The organism is Shewanella sp. 8A (genome assembly GCF_023475945.1).
Lineage (GTDB): Bacteria > Pseudomonadota > Gammaproteobacteria > Enterobacterales > Shewanellaceae > Shewanella > Shewanella xiamenensis.
In genome coordinates this window covers 89,580-111,452 of sequence record NZ_JAMDJP010000004.1, presented here as the reverse complement: position 1 = coordinate 111,452, position 21,873 = coordinate 89,580, and the positions used below count along the sequence as shown (strand labels likewise).

The 21,873-nt window shown below is 45.4% G+C and carries 22 protein-coding genes; 14 read left to right on the top strand and 8 right to left on the bottom strand.

The window, feature by feature from the left end:
• Positions 1 to 228: 228 nt before the first annotated feature.
• The 5 genes from cobA (at position 229) to cysC (ending at position 6,013) form a co-directional block, all read left to right on the top strand.
• Positions 229 to 1,059, top strand: a complete 831-nt coding sequence (gene cobA / locus M0413_RS04405; protein WP_249553275.1) for a uroporphyrinogen-III C-methyltransferase — start codon at positions 229 to 231, stop codon at positions 1,057 to 1,059.
• Between the two features lie 81 nt (positions 1,060 to 1,140).
• Positions 1,141 to 2,049, top strand: coding sequence for a sulfate adenylyltransferase subunit CysD (gene cysD / locus M0413_RS04400; RefSeq protein WP_011623816.1), 909 nt, complete (start codon positions 1,141 to 1,143; stop codon positions 2,047 to 2,049).
• A 131-nt stretch (positions 2,050 to 2,180) separates the two neighbouring features.
• Positions 2,181 to 3,623 carry a sulfate adenylyltransferase subunit CysN gene (cysN, locus tag M0413_RS04395; RefSeq protein ID WP_249553348.1) on the top strand — a complete coding sequence of 481 codons (1,443 nt, stop codon included), beginning with the start codon at positions 2,181 to 2,183 and terminating at the stop codon, positions 3,621 to 3,623.
• A 3-nt stretch (positions 3,624 to 3,626) separates the two neighbouring features.
• A complete protein-coding gene (locus M0413_RS04390) occupies positions 3,627 to 5,351 on the top strand; it encodes an SLC13 family permease (protein WP_069454355.1) in 1,725 nt (574 codons plus the stop codon).
• A 44-nt stretch (positions 5,352 to 5,395) separates the two neighbouring features.
• Positions 5,396 to 6,013 carry an adenylyl-sulfate kinase gene (gene cysC / locus M0413_RS04385; protein WP_037421649.1) on the top strand — a complete coding sequence of 206 codons (618 nt, stop codon included), beginning with the start codon at positions 5,396 to 5,398 and terminating at the stop codon, positions 6,011 to 6,013.
• Positions 6,014 to 6,033: 20 nt separating this feature from the next.
• On the opposite strand, the gene M0413_RS04380 is transcribed toward cysC, so the two are convergent.
• Positions 6,034 to 6,873, bottom strand: a complete 840-nt coding sequence (locus M0413_RS04380) for a TIGR03899 family protein (protein WP_037426109.1) — start codon at positions 6,871 to 6,873, stop codon at positions 6,034 to 6,036.
• A gap of 511 nt (positions 6,874 to 7,384) precedes the next feature.
• Here M0413_RS04380 and hemG point away from each other — a divergent pair.
• Together hemG and M0413_RS04370 are read left to right on the top strand one after the other, a co-directional pair.
• Positions 7,385 to 7,906: a menaquinone-dependent protoporphyrinogen IX dehydrogenase gene (gene hemG / locus M0413_RS04375; protein WP_037421655.1), complete on the top strand. Its 522-nt coding sequence runs from the start codon at positions 7,385 to 7,387 to the stop codon at positions 7,904 to 7,906.
• A gap of 43 nt (positions 7,907 to 7,949) precedes the next feature.
• Positions 7,950 to 8,477, top strand: coding sequence for a cytochrome b/b6 domain-containing protein (locus tag M0413_RS04370; RefSeq protein ID WP_249553273.1), 528 nt, complete (start codon positions 7,950 to 7,952; stop codon positions 8,475 to 8,477).
• A gap of 148 nt (positions 8,478 to 8,625) precedes the next feature.
• Here the strand turns inward: M0413_RS04370 and M0413_RS04365 are convergent, their stop codons facing one another.
• The 3 genes from M0413_RS04365 to nfsB form a co-directional block, all read right to left on the bottom strand.
• Complete coding sequence (locus M0413_RS04365) at positions 8,626 to 9,378, bottom strand: thiol:disulfide interchange protein DsbA/DsbL (protein WP_037421661.1); 753 nt, start codon at positions 9,376 to 9,378, stop codon at positions 8,626 to 8,628.
• Positions 9,379 to 9,634: 256 nt separating this feature from the next.
• Positions 9,635 to 10,279 carry a DNA-J related domain-containing protein gene (locus tag M0413_RS04360; protein WP_037421664.1) on the bottom strand — a complete coding sequence of 215 codons (645 nt, stop codon included), beginning with the start codon at positions 10,277 to 10,279 and terminating at the stop codon, positions 9,635 to 9,637.
• Positions 10,280 to 10,587: 308 nt separating this feature from the next.
• Positions 10,588 to 11,241 (bottom strand): oxygen-insensitive NAD(P)H nitroreductase, encoded by a 654-nt coding sequence (gene nfsB, locus M0413_RS04355; protein ID WP_047535396.1) that lies wholly within the window; start codon positions 11,239 to 11,241, stop codon positions 10,588 to 10,590.
• Positions 11,242 to 11,659: 418 nt separating this feature from the next.
• Here nfsB and M0413_RS04350 point away from each other — a divergent pair, with 418 nt between their 5' ends.
• Both M0413_RS04350 and M0413_RS04345 read left to right on the top strand, forming a co-directional pair.
• On the top strand, positions 11,660 to 12,670 hold the full coding sequence (locus M0413_RS04350) for a sugar-binding protein (RefSeq protein WP_249553271.1): 1,011 nt from the start codon (positions 11,660 to 11,662) through the stop codon (positions 12,668 to 12,670).
• A gap of 354 nt (positions 12,671 to 13,024) precedes the next feature.
• Entirely contained in the window at positions 13,025 to 13,348 is a 324-nt protein-coding gene (locus M0413_RS04345; RefSeq protein ID WP_037421672.1) for a hypothetical protein, read from the top strand.
• A 618-nt stretch (positions 13,349 to 13,966) separates the two neighbouring features.
• On the opposite strand, the gene M0413_RS04340 is transcribed toward M0413_RS04345, so the two are convergent.
• The 3 genes from M0413_RS04340 to M0413_RS04330 are packed head-to-tail and all read right to left on the bottom strand — an operon-like array spanning position 13,967 to position 16,108.
• A complete protein-coding gene (locus M0413_RS04340) occupies positions 13,967 to 14,695 on the bottom strand; it encodes an amino acid ABC transporter ATP-binding protein (RefSeq protein ID WP_047535399.1) in 729 nt (242 codons plus the stop codon).
• Positions 14,688 to 15,368, bottom strand: coding sequence for an amino acid ABC transporter permease (locus M0413_RS04335; protein ID WP_249553269.1), 681 nt, complete (start codon positions 15,366 to 15,368; stop codon positions 14,688 to 14,690). Before M0413_RS04335 ends, M0413_RS04340 begins: the two co-directional genes overlap by 8 nt.
• Before the next feature lie 5 nt (positions 15,369 to 15,373).
• A complete protein-coding gene (locus M0413_RS04330) occupies positions 15,374 to 16,108 on the bottom strand; it encodes a basic amino acid ABC transporter substrate-binding protein (protein ID WP_037414939.1) in 735 nt (244 codons plus the stop codon).
• A gap of 366 nt (positions 16,109 to 16,474) precedes the next feature.
• Between M0413_RS04330 and M0413_RS04325 the strand changes: the two genes are divergently transcribed.
• Positions 16,475 to 17,299, top strand: coding sequence for a hypothetical protein (locus M0413_RS04325; protein ID WP_249553268.1), 825 nt, complete (start codon positions 16,475 to 16,477; stop codon positions 17,297 to 17,299).
• A 4-nt stretch (positions 17,300 to 17,303) separates the two neighbouring features.
• On the opposite strand, the gene M0413_RS04320 is transcribed toward M0413_RS04325, so the two are convergent.
• A complete protein-coding gene (locus tag M0413_RS04320) occupies positions 17,304 to 18,194 on the bottom strand; it encodes a LysR family transcriptional regulator (protein WP_249553267.1) in 891 nt (296 codons plus the stop codon).
• Between the two features lie 121 nt (positions 18,195 to 18,315).
• On the opposite strand from M0413_RS04320, the gene M0413_RS04315 reads away from it, so the two are divergent.
• The 4 genes from M0413_RS04315 to M0413_RS04300 all read left to right on the top strand — a co-directional run bounded on the left by M0413_RS04315 (position 18,316) and on the right by M0413_RS04300 (position 21,845).
• Positions 18,316 to 18,750 carry a CidA/LrgA family protein gene (locus M0413_RS04315; protein ID WP_249553265.1) on the top strand — a complete coding sequence of 145 codons (435 nt, stop codon included), beginning with the start codon at positions 18,316 to 18,318 and terminating at the stop codon, positions 18,748 to 18,750.
• Positions 18,750 to 19,484, top strand: a complete 735-nt coding sequence (locus M0413_RS04310) for an LrgB family protein (protein ID WP_109277701.1) — start codon at positions 18,750 to 18,752, stop codon at positions 19,482 to 19,484. The genes M0413_RS04315 and M0413_RS04310 overlap by 1 nt, the downstream gene beginning before the upstream one ends.
• 182 nt (positions 19,485 to 19,666) lie before the next feature.
• Positions 19,667 to 20,143, top strand: a complete 477-nt coding sequence (locus M0413_RS04305; protein WP_249553263.1) for a GNAT family N-acetyltransferase — start codon at positions 19,667 to 19,669, stop codon at positions 20,141 to 20,143.
• Positions 20,144 to 20,369: 226 nt separating this feature from the next.
• Positions 20,370 to 21,845 (top strand): carbon starvation CstA family protein, encoded by a 1,476-nt coding sequence (locus M0413_RS04300; RefSeq protein ID WP_249553261.1) that lies wholly within the window; start codon positions 20,370 to 20,372, stop codon positions 21,843 to 21,845.
• Positions 21,846 to 21,873: the final 28 nt, after the last annotated feature.

Here is a 21,873-nt window from a genome sequence, read left to right as displayed (position 1 = left end):
TTTAGGTTGCATTCATATTCGCCCTGTTATCATGTTTTATTTAGTTATTTCAAATGATTAACTTATTTTAGCCAGTATGGTGCTTTTACCAACCTCGTTTATAGTTAACTGGCTTAATTCAAATTCGGTTGTTATTTCTTTTTGGTATAACAATTAATGATTTTATATTTATTATGGAATATAACTGGCGCTATATTGCTACACATTGATCTCATATCGGGGAATGTGATGGAAATTTTATCTTTACCAGGCCAAAGCGCTAAGGGCAAAGTCTGGCTGGTTGGCGCGGGCCCCGGCGATGTGGAGTTATTAACCCTTAAAGCGTGGCGCATTCTAAAGTCTGCCGATGCGGTGTTATACGATGCGCTCGTCAGCCAAGATGTCCTCGATTTGATCCCTAAAGATGCTGAAAAAATTGCCGTCGGTAAGCGTGCAGGCAAGCATAGCGCGGCGCAAGATGAAATTAATCAGTTACTGGTGACGAAAGCCTATACCCGTAAAAACGTGGTACGCCTCAAGGGCGGCGATCCGTTTATTTTTGGTCGTGGTGGTGAAGAGTTACAAACCTTAGTCGAAGCGGGCGTCGAATTTGAAGTGGTTCCCGGGATTACCGCCGCCAGCGGCACTTCGGCATATGCGGGTATTCCATTAACCCACAGGGATTATGCCCAAGGGGTAACGTTTATTACTGGCCATTGCCAGTTAGAAAGCCGTCCGATGGATTGGCAGGGTTATGCTAATCCCAACAATACCTTAGTTGTATATATGGGGATTTTAAACGCGGGCATTATCCGTCAAGGGTTAATCAACGCAGGTCGTAGCCCAGAGACACCAGTGGCCATCGTCTCGAAGGCGACCACTCAGTCGCAGCTACGTTTTATTGGGCAATTAGATTCACTCGAACAACTTGCTGCTGATCCGCAGTTGCAAATGCCCGCATTAATGATTATTGGCGAAGTGGTGGGGTTGTCCGAAACCTTAAATTGGTTTCAGCCCAAGGGCGAAGGCCTGCTGCCGCTTGACGCTTTAAATACGACCAAAGTTGCAGCAAAAATTTAGTTAAATCAGAACATTTTTTAGAAATAGTTAAGTTAAATCCAGCTGCCTGTCGCAGCCCATTTTAGGTAAACGGAGAAGAGTATGGCCGGGCGTGAATTAAGCCACTTACAACAACTGGAAGCCGAAAGCATTCAGATCATTCGGGAAGTCGCAGCCGAATTCGATAATCCAGTCATGTTGTATTCCATCGGAAAAGATTCTTCGGTGATGTTACATCTTGCGCGTAAAGCTTTTTATCCCGGCAAGATCCCATTCCCCTTGCTGCATGTGGATACGGGCTGGAAATTCAAAGAGATGATCGCCTTTCGTGATGCGCAGGCGAAAAAATTTGGCTTTGAATTATTAACTCACACTAACCCAGAAGGCGTTGCCCAAGGGATTAACCCCTTCGACCATGGTAGTGCAAAACACACTGACATAATGAAAACCCAAGGCTTAAAACAAGCCTTAAACCAATATGGTTTTGATGCCGCTTTTGGTGGTGCGCGTCGTGATGAGGAAAAATCCCGCGCGAAGGAGCGAGTGTATTCGTTCCGCGACCGTCACCATAGATGGGATCCTAAGAATCAGCGCCCTGAACTGTGGCGCACCTATAACGGCGCGGTGAACAAGGGCGAAAGTATTCGTGTCTTCCCATTATCGAATTGGACTGAACTCGATATTTGGCAATATATCTATCAAGAAAACATTGAGTTAGTGCCCCTGTATTTTGCGGCTGAGCGCCCTGTGGTTGAGCGTGGTGGTCAGTTGATTATGGCCGACGATGAGCGCATGAAGCTCGAAGAAGGCGAAACCATCAAGCATGAGGTAGTGCGTTTTAGAACCTTAGGTTGCTATCCATTAACGGCGGCGATGCATTCGCAGGCAGATAATCTCGAAAAAATCATCGAAGAAATGCTGTTAACTCGCTCGAGCGAACGCCAAGGGCGGTTGATTGACTCGGACCAGAGTGCATCGATGGAGCAGAAGAAACGCCAAGGTTATTTCTAAACTAAGGCATTTCGAGCGAAGGTTCAGAGACAGATTAAACCGATTTCGTGAATGTCCCGATGAAGGCTTTTAGAGCAATCAAGTACCAGCAGACTTCACGAACAGTTGAGCAAGATAAGAGTGAGATAAAGATGGATAAAGCGGTCAATAAAACTAATCGTATGGCGGCAGAAATCAGCCAGCATGGAGTAAAAGAATATCTAGCCCAGCAGCAACATAAAGGTTTGTTGCGCTTTTTAACCTGCGGCAGCGTAGACGATGGCAAGAGCACCTTGATTGGCCGTTTATTGCATGACAGTGCGCAGATATATGAAGACCAATTAGCCAGCTTAAAAAATGATAGTGCTAAGATGGGTACAACGGGCGAAGCAATCGACTTAGCTTTGCTGGTAGATGGTCTACAAGCAGAGCGTGAGCAGGGCATTACTATCGATGTGGCTTATCGTTATTTTTCAAGTGATAAGCGCAAGTTCATTATCGCCGACACCCCAGGCCATGAGCAGTACACCCGTAATATGGCGACTGGCGCCTCAACCTGTGACTTAGCGGTGATTTTAGTCGATGCGCGTTACGGCGTGCAGACCCAAACCAAGCGTCATGCCTTTATTGCCTCTTTGCTGGGTATTCGCCACTTTGTGGTCGCGGTCAATAAGATGGATTTACTCGGGTTCGATGAGCAAGTATTCAATCGTATTCGTAATGATTTCAGTGAGTTTGTTAAAGGCTTTGGTGAGTTAGATATTCACTTTGTGCCCTTATCCGCACTCAATGGCGACAACGTGGTCGAGCCAAGTTTACATACCCCTTGGTATCAGGGCGGTACATTACTGGAATTGTTAGAAACCATTGATACCCAACGTGAACTGAGTGCCTTACCCGTGCGCTTCCCGGTGCAATATGTGTCGCGTCCAAATCTGGATTTTCGTGGTTTTGTCGGTACTTTAGCCTCTGGTGTCATCAAGGTGGGTGATGAAGTGGTAGCGCTGCCTTCGGGTAAACGCAGCAAGGTTGAGCGTATCGTGACCTTCGATGGCGATTTGGCCGAGGCAACGGCGGGGCAAGCCGTCACTCTCACCTTAGAAGATGAAATCGATATTTCCCGTGGTGATTTACTGGCTATGCCAGAGAGTGCGCCACAGGTTGCCAACCAAATCGTGGCTGACCTCGTGTGGATGGATGAAAAACCACTACAACTCGGCCAGTTATATGACATCAAGGTTGCGGGTAAAAAGACTCAAGCCTCAGTCTCGACCATAGAATATGTGGTTGATGTGAACACACTTGCGCGCAGCAGCGCCGACACACTAGGGCTTAATGCCATCGCTCGCGTGACCTTAGAGCTGACCGAAGATATCGTTTTCGATGCCTATTCTCTGGTACGTGATACTGGCGGCATGATCCTGATTGACCGTTTATCCAATGCAACAGTAGCGGCGGTGATGGTGGTATCGGGTCAACATGTGAGCAAGCAAGTGTCTTCACAATTTAGTGCCTTTGAAATTGAGTTTAATGCGCTCGTACGTAAACACTTCCCGCACTGGCAAGCGATTGATATTTCAAAGCTTGGAGCCTAATTTGTGAGTGACTTGTGGCTATTGGCGATAGTGTTGTTTGGGTTGTTGGCTGGCTTAATTGCTGGCCGCATAAACCCTGCGGTGTTGTTTTTATTTGCTTTTTTAATATGTTACCTCCTAGGTATGGTAACGCTCGACGCAGCGCTCACAAGCTTTACTAATACGGGATTAGTCACATTAGTGTTATTGGTGCTTGCGGCGACAGCGCTGGAAAAGACTTCATTGCTGGGAAAGTTAAGCCAAGTGATTGGTAATAGCTCGTTGGCGATGACAATGGCAAAGTTGGGATTTTCCACGGCTCTGCTGTCATCATTTACCAATAACACTGCCGTTGTGGCATCTTTGATTGGGGTAGTGCGTCGTAATCAGGCCCATGCGCCCGCTAAGTTATTACTGCCGCTTAACTATGCGACGATTCTTGGGGGAACGCTCACACTGATTGGTACCTCCACTAACCTTATCGTTAATTCGTTTGTGGAGAATGCGGGCTTACCTGCGCTGGGTTTCTTTGAGTTTACCCCTGTTGCAGCGTTGATTGTACTGTTAGGCATTCCGCTACTGATCATGCTGGCTAATACCTTGCCCGACAGACGGGATGAAACGACAGAAGAAGCACTGCCCTATTTACTTGAGGCCCATGTCGCTAAAGGCTCGTCTTTAGTCGGTCGCAGTGTTGTGGACAACAAGCTCAGAGCCCTAAAAAAGCTTTATTTAGTGGAGCTTGAGCGAAGCGGTATTTGTATTTGCCCGGTTCCGCCACAGTTAGTATTGCAAGCGGACGATGTACTGCGGTTCAGTGGCGCGGTGGAGTCGGTGGAGCTGTTGCATCAATTCGATGGCCTAGATTGGTTTGGTAAGCATCAGGCAAAGGGACAAAATCTAGTCGAAGCGGTATTGGCCCCTTCGTCGAGCCTAGTGGGTAGCAGCTTAAAGGAATCTCGCTTTCGCGAACAGTTTGATGCGGCGGTTATGGCGATTCGCCGTGGCCATCATCCGTTAAAGGGTGGCTTGGGCGATATCGTATTGCAGCCGGGCGATGTGTTACTGCTGACGCCGGGGGATGGTTTTAGCACCAATGCTAAGCTGAGTACCGAATTTGCCGCCGTCAGCGGACTCGATTTGAATGTGCGTTTAGACACTAAACGCAGTCGTATCGTGTTAGCCGGATTTGTGTTGACGATTGGCCTGAGTCTGGCGGGGATTTTACCCTTGGCAAAAGGATTGGTGCTATTGCTGCTCAGCTACTTTGCCATTGGCGCCGTAACCTTATCTGAACTTAAGCGCCGTTTCCCGCTCGAGTTAGTCGTGATTGTGGGCAGCGCTTTGGGGTTGGCGAACCTGATGATGAGCACAGGTCTTGCTGAGGGACTCGCTCAAGGCTTACTCGGCGCAATAAATGGTTACGGGGTGTTTGGGGCGTTTGTGGGGGTTTATTTAGTTACCTTGTTGTTGACTGAACTGGTCACCAATAACGCCGCCGCGGCCTTGGCTTTTCCTATTGCCTATGCGGTGGCGCTGAATTATGGCGTCGATCCAAGGCCCTTTATTATGGCTGTGGTGTTTGGGGCTAGCGCTAGCTTTATTTCGCCCTATGGTTATCAAACCAACTTGATGGTGTTTAATGCGGGTAACTATCGTTTTAGTGATTTTGTACGGTTAGGGCTGCCCTTATCCCTACTGTATTCGCTGATTGTGATTTTTATGGTGCCGATCATCTTTCCGTTTTAACGATGCCTTTAGTCGTTGGTTTATTAAAGGTTTGAGGAGTTTTTATGAGCAATATAGTGTGGCATCAACATAGTGTCGACCAAGCAGCCAGAGCCAAACTCAAAGGGCAGAATCCGGTATTGCTTTGGTTTACCGGGCTTTCTGGCGCAGGTAAGTCGACCCTAGCAGGTGCGCTTGAGCGTGCATTATTTGAAGCGGGCTTTCACACCTATCTGCTCGATGGCGATAATGTGCGCCACGGTCTATGTAAAGATTTGGGCTTTAGCGTGGCCGACAGGGATGAAAACCTACGCCGTGTTGGCGAGGTCGCAAAACTTATGGTGGATGCGGGCTTGGTGGTGTTATCAGCTTTTATCTCTCCCACCCGAGAAGAGCGCGATAGCATACGTGCAAGATTCCCCGCTGGACAATTTATCGAAGTGCATGTATCGACACCACTTAGCGTGTGTGAAGCGCGTGATCCCAAGGGATTGTACGTGAAAGCACGCAAGGGCGAAATCGCACATTTTACTGGGATTTCATCGCCCTATGAGGCCCCGCTCTCCGCTGAGTTGACGATTGATACCAGCAAAGGGGATTTAGCATCTCAAGTTCGGGCTTTGATTGATTATTTAACCGCAATTGACGTGATTAGCCCAAATCGCCTCACTGCGCTGGCATAGAAGCAGTCTATAACAGCTTGTTATTCAATCTTAAAGTCCTTGGCAAACAGGGCTTGAAGGGCTTTAAGGTATTCTTGGTCCTGTTTAGGAAGCACAAGCTGCGCTAGTTCATCGCCAATAGGTGTTAATCGATAATAACTAAAGAGCAAATTACCGCTCTTAGGGGTTAGCTTCATTTGAATACCTGGCATAGTGAGTTGGATGGGGGTTTTACTATTGAGTAAACCCGTTTCAAACTCACTGCTGTGGAGTATCCCCGCATCAACTAGGGTAAGAATACTGGAGTAGGGCAGACCAAATTGCGAGAGACCTAGGGTGATGTTGGTATGCTTGCGAAAATATTGGCCAATCCCGCCCGTGAGCCGATAGCCGCTAATGAGTTTTAAGCGCTGCTCATTATTCACTTTTGCTGCCATGCCTAGGGCTTTTTCGAGGATTTGCGCTTCTCTGTGCGTTAATTGCTTAAGTAGCGCTAAGGTGCGCAGGCTAAAGTTTCCTGGGTTGATGATTTCACTAGAGAGAATACGTGCCCATAGGTCTTGCATTTTTCGATTATGGATTTGCTCCGCCATCAGAAAAAATTGATGACTCCAGTCGGGATCGAGATCCACCCCCGTCATGTCGGAAGAGGTATAACTTAAGGCGAGGGCGAAAATGGTTTCAACATTTGCCTGATACTGGCTGGCGAGTTTACGCTGCCGATGCTGGGCGCGTTCGGCAATCGAGGCATTGGCTGGGCGATATTCTTCCTCACTGGCGAGACCGAGTTGACGGCCAAGTAAAAGAGCTTTTTTACGGGCAGAGACCTCCGCAGCGGGAGCGGCTTCATCCGCAAGCATTAAAATATCCGAATCCTTCATGCCTTAATCCTGTATCACTTGTCTGCTAATTTACATTGCAAATTAGGGAGAATACCCGCTCTGCCAAAAGTGTCCAGCTTAGCCGATTGTAAGCTTTAAGTCTCCGAGTTGGTTTGCTTTTATTCGCGCTTGCTAGACTAGGGCTAGAATTGCTGATTTTGTAACATTTTGATCCTCAGAGTGGTGATTTTTATTTTTGTGAGCAAGCTAGAATTACCGAATATCGAGGGATGGTTTGGCGCTAAGCCCGTGATCTATTTCATGTAAATAGATGACTAAATCACCTAGTATGCAATATCGTAATAGGCAGTTTGCTTTTTGCGTGGAAAACCTAAATATCGCTAGCGGACTCGCTATCCATAGAAGCGCATTGTTTATCTTGTGGTTACCTTCTGGATTGCGAGGCATTGAGTATCATTTTGATTGGTATATTTAGGTCAACATAAGGCCGCCGTACTTGTTTTTCTTCTGGCCGCTTTTTCTTATTTTTGTTGAGATAATAGAGGCTTAAGTGAAAAAAATTCTGATCATCTTCTCCAGTGTTCATGGTCAAACTCGTAAGATCACGAATCAGTTAGCCCAGCAACTCAAAGAGTTAGGTAATTCGGTGGTGATTGCTGATATAAAAGCTGTCCCCGCGATGGAGTCCTTCGATAAGATCATCATTGGCGCTAGTATTCGTCACGGAAAACATAATCCTGCGCTGTATGAATTTATTCAGAAACATCAGCAAATCCTGACACAAAAAGTCGGTGGATTTTTCTCTGTGAGTTTAGTTGCCCGTAAACCTGAAAAAAATACCCCTGAGACTAATCCCTATATGCAGGCGTTTTTAACTAAAACGACTTGGCGTCCTCAGTTGTTGCAAGTGTTTGGCGGTAATTTGAATTATCAGGGTTATAATGCATTTGATAGGAATATCATACGTTTTATCATGTGGTTAACTAAGGGGCCCACGGATCCTGTTACTAATGTTGAATACACTGACTGGCAAAAAGTGCATGAGTTTGGATTACAAATCCACCAAGCCTAAGCGGGCGGTTGAGGCTAACGTTGATTATCGAGGATAAACCTATATGTCGAACAAATTAACCTTGATATTCGATTTTTTGTTGGCGCGTTTGCATGTTTGGCTGGTGTTGTCCGCAAGTCTACTCATCTGCACCAGTCCGTGGATTTTTATCGGTCGAAGCCTGCGTGCTAATGCTAGCATTTGGGATTATCTGCATGTTTACCTAGGATTGGTGTGTGCTGCGTTAGGGATTTTATTTTTGTTACGTAATAGCCTCCAAGGCAAATGGCACCAGTATTTTGCCTGGCTGGTGGGCGATTGGGAACAATTGGTGCAGGATATTAAAGGCCTTTTTAAAGGCAAGCTCCCCGTAGCCGGTGGCAAAGGCTTGTTTAGTTGTATCGAAGGGATTGGCATGATACTGCTGGTCGCGACAGGATTAACTGGCGTTGTATGGTTTATTTACCAAGGAACACCACTGGCAATGACTTGGCGTGGTTATCATCAAATTTGTGCCGATGCTTTTATTGGCTTTTTAGTACTGCATATCATATTGGCCGCAACGCATGTTATTGAATTTATTAGGCAATAACTTCTGCTACTGCTGAGCGTTAGGTCCAACCTGAGTGAGTTTATCTTGCTCTAACTTACTGAAGGGACTGACTAGTATCGATTCATTTTTGATTGAGACTTGTCAGTCCGCTAAAGCATCCATTCGCAAAAAACAGAAGCTTATATTGTTACCTTAAACGCTTTTGACGGCCAAGAGCGACGGCAGCGGCAAATGCTAAGAATAACCAGTTTAGGCTACCACCAGAACTTTTAGGTGCCTGTGCATCTTTTTCAACGGCAAGATAGTTAATTAACCCAATCAGTTCGTCTAAGGTTCTGATGCTGCTTAAGTTAACTGCATATTTGTCATTAACAATAAAGGCTGGCACGCTTTCAACGCGGAATTGGTTTTGCTGGGCACGCCAAAGGGCTAGCTTTTCATCTGTGCTTTTACTGTCGGCAAGTTTGTCGTACTTCGCCGCGTCTATACCGAACTTAGCAAAGACTTGTTTAATGTCGTCACGGCTATTGATTTGCGATTCGTGCTTATGTCCAGGGGCGCTGTGGTCGTGGCCATTAGCGCCTTCTTCTCCTTGGATCGCGGCGAACATGGCATGGGTTAGAGCGTCTTTATTATCCAGCTCTTGGATGACGGCCAGCGAACGCATGACTTCAGTCCCTAAAGCACTATTCATAAAGTCGACATGCTTAGTATCAAATGCAATGCCCTTGTTTAAGTTAGCTTTGATATCAGGCAGATAATTGGTTTCCATATTGAAGCAATTATGGCAATAGAAGGAGAAAAACTCGGTAAGTTTAGGCTCACTACTCGGCGCTTTATCAGAAATTTGAGTGTAGTGAGTGCCTTCCACAAAGTTTGCGGCCAAACTGCTGAATGGTGCAACGATTAAGGCGACAGCCAAGGCGATTGGTTTGATCATAGAACCCTCAAAGTCGGTTAGATTGAATCCAGTACATTAAGTGCTATGCGTTGTGCCTAATGGTAATGGATAAGCTGATTCAATCTTGAAATTACGCTTGTGTTATACCAGCGTGAAGATGGTTTTAGGTTAGTTTGAAATGCTTAATTATCGCTGAATTAGTGCGCCGATATTGAACTAAATCTGTGATCCCGTGGGAGTTTAGACCTAGAAGTTTGCAAGACTGCAAAGGGGATCACAGATATATCAACATACGCTAAGCAATATCCCGCAGGGATTGCCAAGCCTCGCAGACTTCGCGAAAGCGGGCAGCATCACCCTCGGGTCTATCAGGATGCCATTTGAGGGCTAAACGACGCCATTGTTTGCGGATATCTCTAGGGGTTGCACTTTCATCTAACTCAAAAACTCTTAGGGCATGTCCTTTGTGCATTAAATTTACATTGAGGCCAATGTAGCTCTTATAACTGCTCCAGAAAGCCTCTAATAATTCCCTCACCACGTTTTCGCTGGTGTCGTAGTTATTCCAGTCAAGATAATATTCTCGCAGGGAAGTCTCTTCCATTATCAATAAGTTAACATTTGATGGCACGAGGCGGAAAATCTGGATTTCCATTGCTTTAACTTGTAACCATTGCTTAGGAAGAAGCATTTCTTGCAGTTCGAACAGGGCATTCATCAGTAGAAAGTTACGCTTAAATAAATCATTACCCGGGTTTTCATCTAAAGGATGGATAAGCCCTCTGCTCTGTAATTCGGTGGCGAGGTGATGGATTTTCCAACTTTGATTGGAAGCTTGTAACACCGATAGCACTGGCCAGATTAACGGATTATCCCCCTTAGTGGTCGAAAGCCTTGCCGATTGAGCTTCTGCACTGAGTGAAGGTTTTGCGAGTAGCATACTGACAGTCCCATCCTAAGTTGTTATCAAGCGAGTGTGGCGATTAAACTGAGTGTACATCTATCCATAAGATTTTTAAGGCTTTTACCTTAAATTTGCCGCTAATTACAGCGTGCTAGATGTACACTATGCCACAGTGCAAAGTGTAGGCAAAGATGGATTTTAGAGCAATTTGCCTCAAGGTCGCTTAGGCTTTGCTGGCGGGAATGGTGTTAATTTTTTTACGATGAGTGATGGGACGAGGTCGAAAGTACCCTTGTTCACTTATGCAAAACAAGGGTACTTTCGGTTAGCTTAGGCGTCAGGATTTAGATTTCAGTAAAGATAACTTCTTGTGCTAAACGTGACTTAGGTAATTTAGCATTAAAGTCTTCTTCAGAGCGATAACCAAGGGCTACAATCACAGAAGCGCACAGACCTTTTTCTCGTAAGCCTAAGACTTGATTAAGTTTAGTCGCATCGAAACCTTCGATCGGGCAAGCATCAATATCGAGCACACTGGCACCTAACATTAGGGTGCCGAGTGCTAAATAGACTTGTTTTTCCATCCAATGCTGGGCGTCTTTTAGCTCAAATTTATGCATATTGGCAAAGAAAGAGCGACCATTATGTTGGCCTTGTTTGGCTTCTTCATTGGCAAAACGGCCATCTTTGGCCTCTTGCTCTAGCACTTGCAGTAAATGGGCTTCATCGAGTTGAGTACGGGTACACAGTACTACCACATGGGAAGCATTGAGAATTTTTTGGGTATTAAAGGCGTAGTTCTCAGTCGCTTGGGCGATCAACGCTTTGCCTTCTGCCGTACCGGCAAGCACAAAGTGCCAAGGCTGTGAGTTGGTTGATGATGGGCTGAACTGTAATAAGGTCTTGATGTCGGCAATCTTGTCGGCAGGAATTGTCTTGGTTGGATCAAAGGCCTTAGTGGTGTAACGCTTTTTAGCGAGAAAACTTAAATCACTCATGTAACGGCTCCAAATCATCTAGGAATACAAAATCAACCTCAGCATTTTAAGCAGGTTTAGGCAAAAAACAATGTGATCAAAACGGCTATCAGTTTCAAAATATTTTTGAAACTGACGGTTGGTTCAGCCACTGCAAACGCTTAGGGCACCAACACGCCCTAGGTATTAAGTGAGGATATTTAGCGGTCAAAATAAACAATCTATTCGCGATCGAATCTAATGTGATGTGTTTCTATTTTATTGTTTATATGTGCTTTTTATCTTTTGTTGGCCGTTAGCTGTGCACAATAGCATTGTGAATGCATGATGTAGATCAATGATACTTGATAACAACGTTATCTCTCATGTCGCTAACGCTATTCCTTTGCTACATTTTGTTATGAAGCTTTAGTGACGGTTTCATTTGTTGGGAGGACGTGTGACAAGATTACTTATGTTGTTTATTACCTTCAGTTTATTACCCGTATCCTCTGGCTATGGAAAAGATCTGAAATTTGCTGTTGTGCCGAAATTTTATAGTGTTTTTTTTGATCAAAGTAAAACGGGCTGTATAGATGCCGCCGCTGAAATAAAAGGTGTGGAATGTGTATATCGAGGGCCAGAATCAAGCAGTGTTAGATTGCAAGACGAGGTCATAAACCAACTGATTGATGAAGGTATCGATGGGATTGCTGTCGCGGTTACGCAATCTAAGTATCTTTTCGAAAATAGCTTAAAAAGAGCTAAAGAAGCCGGTATTCCAATTGTCACCTATGATTCAGATTTTGATGCTTCCATCAACCAAGACCCCAAGAATTTTCGCTTAGCCTATATCGGTACAGACAATTTCGAATTAGGTAAATCATTAGGTGAACAATTAAAAAAATTACGGCCCAATGGAGGGACGCTTATTATGCAATCTGGGCGCCCTGATTCTCCCAATTTGAATTTAAGACTGATGGGAGTTCGCTCTGCGTTGTCGGGAAAAAAATACGATATTCCTCCAGGGAAATTACTTAATAACGAGCAGGGCTGGACAGAAGTGAGAGAACCTTTGTTTAATTTTGACCAACTTAGTCAAGCGGTTAAACAAATGGAGTCTGTTATGAAAGGCAAGCCGGTGAAAGCAGACTCTTTTATTGCTGTTGGTGGTTGGGCTCAAAATGATCCAGCGCTTTACCGTGAGATGATTGCCCCATACCAAGGAAAAATTAGCAACAAGGAGGTCGTCGTTATTATTACTGATACCTCTCCAGAGCAATTAACTATGTTGAAAGACCGCCTTGCCCATATCAACATTGGTCAAAGTCCCTATGAAATGGGCAGACAGGCCATTTTGACCTTATATAAAATTGTCACCAAACAAAAGTATCAAGAAATAATTTATACACCGGTGACATTTTGCTCTCCACAGAACTTCAATACCTGTGAAAAGCGTGCAGGAATGTAATGTCAATGAGCCTCTATTACTTAGGGGGACTCTGCAAGAATTGAGCGATTACTGCGAACATCTCGAAAAGCGACGACGGCACTTTGCGGCAAGCTGCCAGCATTTTTAGTGCAACTGACAACAATGTATATTACTTCGACAGCAATCATTGCCGAACCTCTCCAAAACACTAAGGGACAATATACCTCGTCTGAAATACACCCTTTTTTAAAGGGATTAGCGCAATTTATTGCCCTGATGCTGTCCTTGCGACTGCTGATGGTTCTTTTTTCACAATGTTAACTTTTACAAGTTGTAGGCAAACTGAAAGTGCATTATGTTGTTGATTTAAAATGGGTGGTCGGATCTACTACAATGCAATATCTTTGGACAGTTTGTATTATATGCCTTTTTCCTATTACTGTTTGGTATTTTATTTCCTTTAAAAAAATGTCGTTACTATTGGAAAGTAAATATCCTGAAAAGTGGGAAGCGTTAGGTAAAGTTGGCTATATTTACAACAATAGCCTTAGTAATTCAAATAAAGTAATTATGTTCTTATTAAAAGAGGAATATCATCAACTAAATGATGGAGATTTAAATAAAATTGCTTCCTCATGTCGAATACTGTTGATTATAGGTACTACATTAGCCGTATTTGCATTCATGATGCCAATCTTAATAGGTAAGTTTGGCTGATTAATATAAGACTAAAATCGGGTTATCTAAACCTTTCTAAACCTCAGACGATTCTTGAGTTGCTTAGCCCAAAGAGATCAGTTTTCATTGGAGGGCTGGGTAACTTTTATCATGAGGGTGGTTGCGTTAGGATGGAATTCACGATTGTATCTTCCGTCTTTTTACCAGATTTTCGATTTTGTTTGGCCACACAGGTTAGTGCCTTATACGTACTTGTTGATGTTTGGCTCGGTGGCAATTAATGATTTCAATGAGTTCATTACAAATTTTAATCTGAAACTCATGAATTAGAGCTTGGAATCTAGCTCGCTTTTGTCCCAAAGCATGCTGTGTGTTTCTTTAAAACCTGCAAGCTACACGGATGCTAAAAGGGTGAGTCATGGTGATTAGCGAGACGACCGTCCGCCCCATGGCCGCTCTTTGGCATCCATGCCATCGCGGCATTCGTGAATCCATTCACATCAGACTGGGCGGTCGAGCATCCACGGATGGACTCGCTGCGCGTCGTCGAGCAAATACCATGGTTCGCCTTTCAATTTTTAACGCGCTTCTGTCTCAAAGCATGCTGCGTGTCATCGAGCAAATACCATTGTTCACCTTTCAATGTTGTATAAGTCTTTATTTCCTGAGCACTTTACTTAAAAAGCTTTGGGTTCTGGCTTCTTTGGGGCGGGTGAATAATTCCTCGGGGATATTGGACTCCACTACATAGCCGCCATCCATAAAGATGACTCTGTCGGAAACATCGCGTGCAAAGCCCATTTCGTGGGTCACAATTACCATGGTCATGCCTTTTTGCGCTAAGTCCTTCATCACATCCAGTACATCGCCAACCATTTCGGGGTCGAGTGCCGAGGTGGGCTCGTCGAATAGCATGAGATCTGGCTCCATCGCCAGTGCGCGGGCAATGGCAACCCTTTGCTTTTGGCCACCCGAGAGACTCGAAGGATAGGCATTGGCTTTATCCTGCAAGCCCACTTGAGTGAGCAGCGTCAGCGCCTTGTTATCTGCTTCGGCTTGGGTCATTAACTTTAGGCTCACTGGCGCTAAGGTAATGTTTTGCAATACGGTTTTATGGGGGAATAGGTTGAAGTTTTGGAACACCATGCCCACTTTTTGCCGCAATTTATCGACACAGGCATCCTTGGCGGTAATGGATTGCCCTTCGATTTCAATATCCCCTTGGGTGGGTTTTTCTAACAGGTTGATGCAACGTAAAAAGGTGCTTTTACCGCTGCCGCTGGGGCCGATCACACTCACCACTTCGCCTTGGCGAATATGTTCGTTGATGCCCTTAAGGACCGCATTGTCGCCGTAACTTTTGTGTAGGTTGGTTATGTTAATCACTTTGCTTCAACCTCTTTTCGAATTTCGACAGCATAAATGTGAAGCTGTAGGTCAGGAACAGGTAAATCAGCGCACAGGTAAAGAGTGGGATACTGTCTTCAAAGGTACGACTACGGATAATCTCGCCCGCCCGCATTAAATCCACACCGCCAATAAAGCCAATTACGGCGGTTTCTTTGAGTAGCACGATAAACTCATTGCCTAACGTGGGCAGAATATTCTTAATCGCCTGCGGCAGAATAATCAGTTTCATGGTCATGGCTTGCGATAGTCCAAGCGAGCGTGCTGCTTCGGTTTGACCTTTATCGACGGCTTGGATCCCTGCGCGAATAATCTCAGAGATATAAGCGCCACTGTTTAAACCAAAGGCGATAATGGCGGCAGTAATTTTATCGACATCGAATGCGGCCAGCACGATGAAGTAAAGGATCACTAACTGCACCACCACAGGCGTGCCGCGGATTACGCCAACATAAAGTTCGGCGGGAAAGCGGATATACCACTTAGATGACATCTTCATCAGTGTGGTGCCCACGCCTAATACTGCGCCTAATAACATGGCGAAGAAGGTCACAATCAAGGTGACTTTTAAGCCGTTTAAGATCAGCAGTATGCCTATCATGCCGTCGTCGCCAATGGGACTAAACAGCGAAGTATTAATTGCTTCTAACATAGGGATCACTTGATATGGGCTGAAACGAGCGTCTGATATTGGCCGCTTTCTTTCAAGTTTTTCAGCGTGTTATTAATGCTAGTGAGGAGTTCAGGCTGCTGCTTTGACACCGCAAAGCCATAAAACTCAGCGGGGAAATCCAGCTTGATCAGTTTGAGATCGGGGTTTTTCGCCAGATAGTTCGCCGCAGGCTCGCTATCGAATAGCACTAAGTCGACTTTACCATTCTTCAGCTCCATGATGGCTTCGAAGCCTGTGTTAAAGGCGGTGACATTTTGGGTGTATTTTTTAGACATCATATCGGCGGTTGAGCCGAGCTGCACCGCAAAGTGTTTGTCTTTAATGTCATCAAGAGTATGAATTGTATCGTTATCTTTATTGACGAGCAGCACTTGAGTTGCCTCATAGTAGGGCTCCGAAAAGTTAACGCTGGCTTGGCGCTCTGGCGTGATGGTCATGCCCGAGGCAATAAAATCAATCTTGCCTGAGTTTAGCGCCACGATCAGTGAATCGAATTTCATGTTTTCGACTTTGAGCGTTTTGCCGGCATCTTTAGCGATTTGTTTGGCAAGCTCAATGTCGAAACCTTTGATTTCGTCGCCACTTTGTCCGCCAACGTATTCAAAGGGCGGGAAGGCCGCATTGGTTCCCACCACTAAAACATCGTTGCTTTTCCCACATCCAGCTAACAACAAGGTGGCACTGAGGGCTAGGCCGCCTAATAACATGGATTTTTTCATTTAAGACTCTCTTTTGGATAACTGGCAATGTGGCGACTATAGGAGGATTGCGTACTTGTGTCAATAATTATGCTTTATTTGTGATTAAAAATTCACTGTTGGACTGGCGGTTTAAATAACGAACATCATGTTTATTATGATTGTGGTGTTTGATATCAATAGTTTTTTAAAAGGTTGTGAAATTGTTTAGGTGACCGTGAATAGCAATTTAGCGCTTTAAAGTGATGAGGTGAGCTAATTTTTATTCACTTTAGTGAATAGGGTGGATTTTTATGAACTATCTCAGATACAAATGATGCAAAATTGATTAAATTAAACTTAAATAATCTAATCGGCAGTTTTAAATCGCAATTGATGGAGCACTATGTGAAATACCAAATTTTGGCGCCTGTAGCGTTGCTTTTAAGTATGGCAACCTCTGTTTATGCAGAGGAATCAACCCAATGGCATTACACTATGGGCATTCATGATTTTATTGTCGAACAAGAAAATTCGCATACCTTTGGGGCCAATGGCAATATCATTATTGAACATACCACCGCATCGGATATTTATCTGTCTGCGGTCCTAGATATGTTTATCGATATTGATAGAGATAAGCTGGATCCTGACCATATTCCGATGTGGTTTAAATCGGAATATGCCGCGATTGGAGAGCTTTATCGTTTTTCCCCGCAGTTATCCTTAGGTTGGCAAGTGGATTTGCAGGGCAAGCGTAATACTGTGAGTTCAGTGGAGAAGCAGGCGAAGTTTTTTCCAGGACTAACAGCCAATTATCAAGGCCAACAAACCCAAGCCCAGCTTAAGGCGGGTGCGGGCTATTACTTTTTAGAAATCGATGATGATGTGCCCCGCACCCGTGGTTATGATAGGGGGGATTTTGGCAATAGCGAGTTTGCTTACACTGTAATGGGTAGCGTTGGTGCTGATTTAACGCCCAAATTAAAAGTGAACTTAGCTGCGCAAACTTGGAACGATGGCGACCAATGGCTTGAAAATCAATATCGCTTCAGCATGAGTTACGATACGGATTACTGGGAGAAGGGGAGCCAGTGGTTACTGTATGTGGAGCATACCGAATACAACCTTGACCACTATGCCAAGGAGAGTGTGCACTCACCTAACTACTTGCCTATTCTGCCTTGGGATAACGATACCTTAGTGCGTTTTAGCTTAGTCGTGCCTTGGTAGGAGGTTATTTTTGCGTTAAGTGCTTTTTAACTAACGCAATCATCGCCTGCGCCGCAAAGGACAATACCTGTTCTTTGCGCCAAAATAGCGATAACTCCCAGCGCAATTCGTCACTCGCCAGTGGAATATTGACCACCCCCGCCACACTATAACGCCGCGCGATTGAGCGCGGCAGTATCATCACGCCAGTTCCCGCAGCCACCAGTGCGATACCAAAGTCCGCTTGGCTAACACGGGTGATATTTTGAGGGGAGAATCCGGCTTGCTGACAGGCGTTGAGCACCAATTGATGCAGGGTGTATTCAGTCTCAAACATCACTTGTGGCTCATTGATTAAGTCATGGACTGAGAGTATTTCCCTGGTAGTGAGGGGATTTTCCTTGGGCAGCACTACCACCATGGGATCGTTAAACACTCGAATGCCGTCATAGCAATCATCAAGGTCGATTATGCCAGTGGCCAGTTCTATTTCGCCTTTTTGAATTGCCAGCGTTTGCTCAACGCCACCACGGACCAACAAGTGCATTTCGATTTGTGGGTACTGCTGGCGATACTTGGCAATAATAGGGGCAAAAATTTCAGCACTGCCGAGCGGCGCGAGACCGAGTTTTAATTCACCCGCAGTCAAACTGCGCTGGGCACTGAGTTCGGCCAGCATACGTTGGCGTCCGGCCAATAACTCCTTACCATGGCGATAAACCACTTCTCCAGCTTGGGTGAGTTTGACCTGAGTGCCACGTTTGCCGCGCTCGAGTAGTACCAAATCGAGTTCTTCCTCTAATTGGCGCAGCGCCTTGGAGAGGGCGGGTTGGGTGAGGTGAACTTTTTCGCTGGCCTTACCAAAACCGCCAGCATCGATGATCTCGATAAAATAGCGCAGCACTTTGAGATCCATTCTCGCCCCTATAATGCATTCTTAAAATTCATGGATTACATGCTTAATATTCATTTTTTTTATTTAATAGGCAAGCCTAAAATAATCCCATAGTAACTTTTGGTGTAAATCGAGAAACCGCATGTCTTTCCTACAAGCCGCAATACGTCGATGCCGTCATGGGGCTTTATTGTTAACTCAAATTGGCCTCTTTTGTTTATTGTCTTTTGCCTGCCATTGGTTTGCCTCTTGGGCGCATTCACCAGTGCCTGGTAGTGTATTAGGTTTAGGTCTGTTGCTGATTTTGTTAGCGACTAAGTTAATTCCTGAAAATTCCGTGCAGCTCGGCGCGGCTTGGCTTATCGGTGAGCTGCTGCTGTTTTTTATTCCGCCAGTGATCTCAGTTATCAAGTACGAAGGCCTGTTTGAGCAATATGGGCTGAATATCCTCTTCACCTTAGTGATGGGCAGTGTATGCGTGATGGTGGGTACGGGATTTGTGGTTGACAGAGTGTTTCGCTTCGAGCGTCAGCTCAATATCAAAAAGCATGCGCGTCGCCATGCTAAGGCCGTGTAATGTCGAGCGTTAGCTTTAGTCCTGCGGTTGTCTCTGAGTTAGTGTTTTCGCAGACGGGATTGGCACTTATCAGCTTGTTATTAACACTATTTTGTTATTTTGCGGCGAAGCGTTTGTATAAGCGCCACCGGGTATGGTGGTTAGCGCCGATTGTACTTGCGCCTGTAGTGATCACGCTCTTGGTGTTTAATCTCGATATTCCACTGCCGACTTATTTTGAATACACCCATTGGTTAATGGCGATGTTAGCACCTGCGACAATCGCATTTGCCTTGCCGATTTATCGGGAGCGTAAACTCATTCGCCAATATCCGCTGACCATTGCCCTTGGCGTGGTGGCTGGACTGTTGCTGGGCATGGTGTCGAGCTGGCTATTAGTCAAATTTGTGCCTCTACCTGTGGAGCTTGCAAAGAGTTTGTTGGTGCGTTCGGTCTCTACGCCCTTTGCGATGGAGGCCACAAGCGCCTTTGGCGGTGTGCCAGAACTGACCGCCATGATGGTGCTCATCACCGGTATTATCGGCATGTTAGTCTGCGAGCCGCTGTTCAAGTTGATGCATATTCGCACCTCTTTAGGTAAAGGCGTGGCCTTAGGCGCTTCGGCCCACGGTGCGGGCGCCGCCAAAGCCAGCGAGTTAGGCCAGCAAGAGGGCGTTATTGCCAGTTTAACCATGATTTTTATCGGGATTGCTATGGTGCTGGGCGCGCCCGTATTTGCCGTGATCTTCAGTTAGTGTGAGTTAGTGATTTGCTGAGTTTGCGTTAACCCTCCCCACCTTAATTGTGATTTTGTTTGTTTAAATGATGTTGTTTTGCCTCTTAGGGCGCTAACCTCTGCTTGGGTTATGCGCCCATTTTTTTTAGCTGACGGCGAATGTCGAGATGTCATGATGATGAAATTGAATAGAGATATAGGATGGATAAGCAAACACGCGTATCGAATGTGACGTTACGGCCGATCAAGCAGAGCGATCTGGAGCTGATCTTCGCCCATCAGCAGGATCCGATTGCTTGCCAATTGGCGCTGTTCCCCTCGCGGGACCGTGAGGCGTTTTACCTTCATTGGCAGCAAAATATCCTTGGGCAGGCGTCGGTACTGGCATGGGGGATAGAAGTCGATGGTTTGCTGGTTGGCAATATTGGCCATTGGCATAGGGATGGTCAGGCGATGATTGGTTACTGGATTGACCGCGCATTTTGGGGGCGCGGGGTCGCAACCTTAACCTTGAGCACATTTTTACCGTTAGTGACCCCAAGGCCGCTCTTTGCCCATGTGGCACTGCATAATGTTGCGTCCCAGCGGGTGTTGCTGTGCCATGGATTTGTAAAGACGGACAGACTCATTCAAGAGGAAGATGATACGGCGCCATTATTCGAATTTGTGCTGCGTTAAGACTTAAACAAGCTATCCAGCCAATCGCTGAAACACTTATAGAGAAGATTGGATTTATTTTTTACAGACAAATTATTTGAAAAATCTATTTAGATAAGCGAGTCTTATCGTAAATTTAGATTTATCAACCCGACTTTAGTCTAGTATGTGATGGCTTGATCTCATTGACTAACTCAATGAAACTCTCTAGTTAATCACCTTCTACTAAAGTATGGATAGTTAAATAATGTTAATTTTCTTCTTATGTCTTGCGCTCTTAGTGCTGGCATACAAGTTTTATAGTCCGTTTGTTGAACGCCAAGCTGGGATTGATCCTAAAGCGCAAACACCCCAAGCAAGATTCGAAGATGGCGTGGACTATGTACCCGTCCACCCAGCTAAAGCGTTTTTAATTCAATTTTTAAACGTTGCCGGTGTCGGGCCGATTTTTGGCCCTATTCTAGGGGCTTTATATGGCCCAGTGGCCTTACTCTGGATTGTGTTAGGCAATATTATCGGCGGCGCGGTGCACGATTATTTCTCTGGGGTGTTAAGCATAAAAGAAGATGGAAAGAGTCTGCCTGAAATCGCGGGCCACTATTTTAACATCTATTTTAAAGGCGTAATGCTGCTGTTTACTGCGATGTTACTCTTTTTCGTGGGCGTGGTGTTTATCATGAGCCCTGCAGGACTACTCAGTAATCTCGATTATTTTAAAGATACTATTTTTGGCAATAACACCTTCTGGGTATTAGTGATTTTGGCCTATTACTTCTTAGCCACTATGCTGCCAATCGATAAGATCATCACTAAGCTGTACCCCGCGTTTGGCCTATTAATGATCGTGATGACCAGTTCGATTGCAGTGGCTCTCCTCATCAATGCACCGCAGTTACCCGAAATGGGCGATGTGTTCGCGTACTTCAACCACAGCCATTACAATAATGAGTTATTGGAACCTAACCCCGATGGTTTACCGATTTGGCCATTACTGTTTGTGACTATTACCTGTGGTGCTATTAGTGGTTTTCATTCAACTCAAGCACCTATCATGGCACGCTGCCTGACAAACGAGAAATACGTTCGCCCAGTTTACTACGGCGCTATGGTGGCTGAAGGTGTGGTGGCTTGTGTATGGGCGACTGCGGGGATTGCGGCCTTCCCGGGCGGATATGTTGAGCTTAAGAGCTTACTAGACCAAGGCGGCCCTGGCTTAGTGGTTAACCAAGTGGCTACGAGCTATCTTGGGGTATTAGGCGGCGTGATGGCAATTATTGCGGTCGCTGTATTTCCGATTACCTCGGGGGATACCGCGTTCAGATCGCTGCGTCTAACCATTATCGACGCCTTTAATATCCCTCAGAGTATGCGTAACCGTTTGCTGGTAGCTGCGCCTATTCTGACCATCGCTTACTTTATGACCAAGATCGACTTCTCCTTGATCTGGCGTTATTTTGCTTTCTCAAACATGCTGCTATCGACCAGTGTGCTATGGTTGGCGACAAAATATCTATTCGATAGAGGCAGTTTTCACTGGATAGTAAGCTTGCCTGCGATTGCGGGCACCTGTGTGACAGTGTCTTACATTGTTACCGCAGGTATTGGTTTAGGTTTACCTCAATCCCTGAGTCAACCTGTGGGCATCGCAGTGGGGGTGGTGTGTTTAATCGCCTTGATTATTGCTCACAACAAACGCAAAACAGTAATAGATACAAAGTTATAACTTAATTGGCTTTATGACCATAAAGGGC

What these genes read in the sequence shown, in the direction of transcription:
- cobA (WP_249553275.1), top strand. Translation starts at nt 229, where the DNA reads ATGGAAATTTTATCTTTACCAGGCCAAAGCGCTAAGGGCAAAGTCTGG.
- cysD (WP_011623816.1), top strand. Translation starts at nt 1,141, where the DNA reads ATGGCCGGGCGTGAATTAAGCCACTTACAACAACTGGAAGCCGAAAGC.
- cysN (WP_249553348.1), top strand. Translation starts at nt 2,181, where the DNA reads ATGGATAAAGCGGTCAATAAAACTAATCGTATGGCGGCAGAAATCAGC.
- cysC (WP_037421649.1), top strand. Translation starts at nt 5,396, where the DNA reads ATGAGCAATATAGTGTGGCATCAACATAGTGTCGACCAAGCAGCCAGA.
- M0413_RS04380 (WP_037426109.1), bottom strand. Translation starts at nt 6,873, where the DNA reads ATGAAGGATTCGGATATTTTAATGCTTGCGGATGAAGCCGCTCCCGCT.
- M0413_RS04370 (WP_249553273.1), top strand. Translation starts at nt 7,950, where the DNA reads ATGTCGAACAAATTAACCTTGATATTCGATTTTTTGTTGGCGCGTTTG.
- M0413_RS04365 (WP_037421661.1), bottom strand. Translation starts at nt 9,378, where the DNA reads ATGATCAAACCAATCGCCTTGGCTGTCGCCTTAATCGTTGCACCATTC.
- M0413_RS04360 (WP_037421664.1), bottom strand. Translation starts at nt 10,279, where the DNA reads ATGCTACTCGCAAAACCTTCACTCAGTGCAGAAGCTCAATCGGCAAGG.
- nfsB (WP_047535396.1), bottom strand. Translation starts at nt 11,241, where the DNA reads ATGAGTGATTTAAGTTTTCTCGCTAAAAAGCGTTACACCACTAAGGCC.
- M0413_RS04345 (WP_037421672.1), top strand. Translation starts at nt 13,025, where the DNA reads ATGCAATATCTTTGGACAGTTTGTATTATATGCCTTTTTCCTATTACT.
- M0413_RS04335 (WP_249553269.1), bottom strand. Translation starts at nt 15,368, where the DNA reads ATGTTAGAAGCAATTAATACTTCGCTGTTTAGTCCCATTGGCGACGAC.
- M0413_RS04330 (WP_037414939.1), bottom strand. Translation starts at nt 16,108, where the DNA reads ATGAAAAAATCCATGTTATTAGGCGGCCTAGCCCTCAGTGCCACCTTG.
- M0413_RS04320 (WP_249553267.1), bottom strand. Translation starts at nt 18,194, where the DNA reads ATGGATCTCAAAGTGCTGCGCTATTTTATCGAGATCATCGATGCTGGC.
- M0413_RS04315 (WP_249553265.1), top strand. Translation starts at nt 18,316, where the DNA reads ATGTCTTTCCTACAAGCCGCAATACGTCGATGCCGTCATGGGGCTTTA.
- M0413_RS04310 (WP_109277701.1), top strand. Translation starts at nt 18,750, where the DNA reads ATGTCGAGCGTTAGCTTTAGTCCTGCGGTTGTCTCTGAGTTAGTGTTT.
- M0413_RS04305 (WP_249553263.1), top strand. Translation starts at nt 19,667, where the DNA reads ATGGATAAGCAAACACGCGTATCGAATGTGACGTTACGGCCGATCAAG.
- M0413_RS04300 (WP_249553261.1), top strand. Translation starts at nt 20,370, where the DNA reads ATGTTAATTTTCTTCTTATGTCTTGCGCTCTTAGTGCTGGCATACAAG.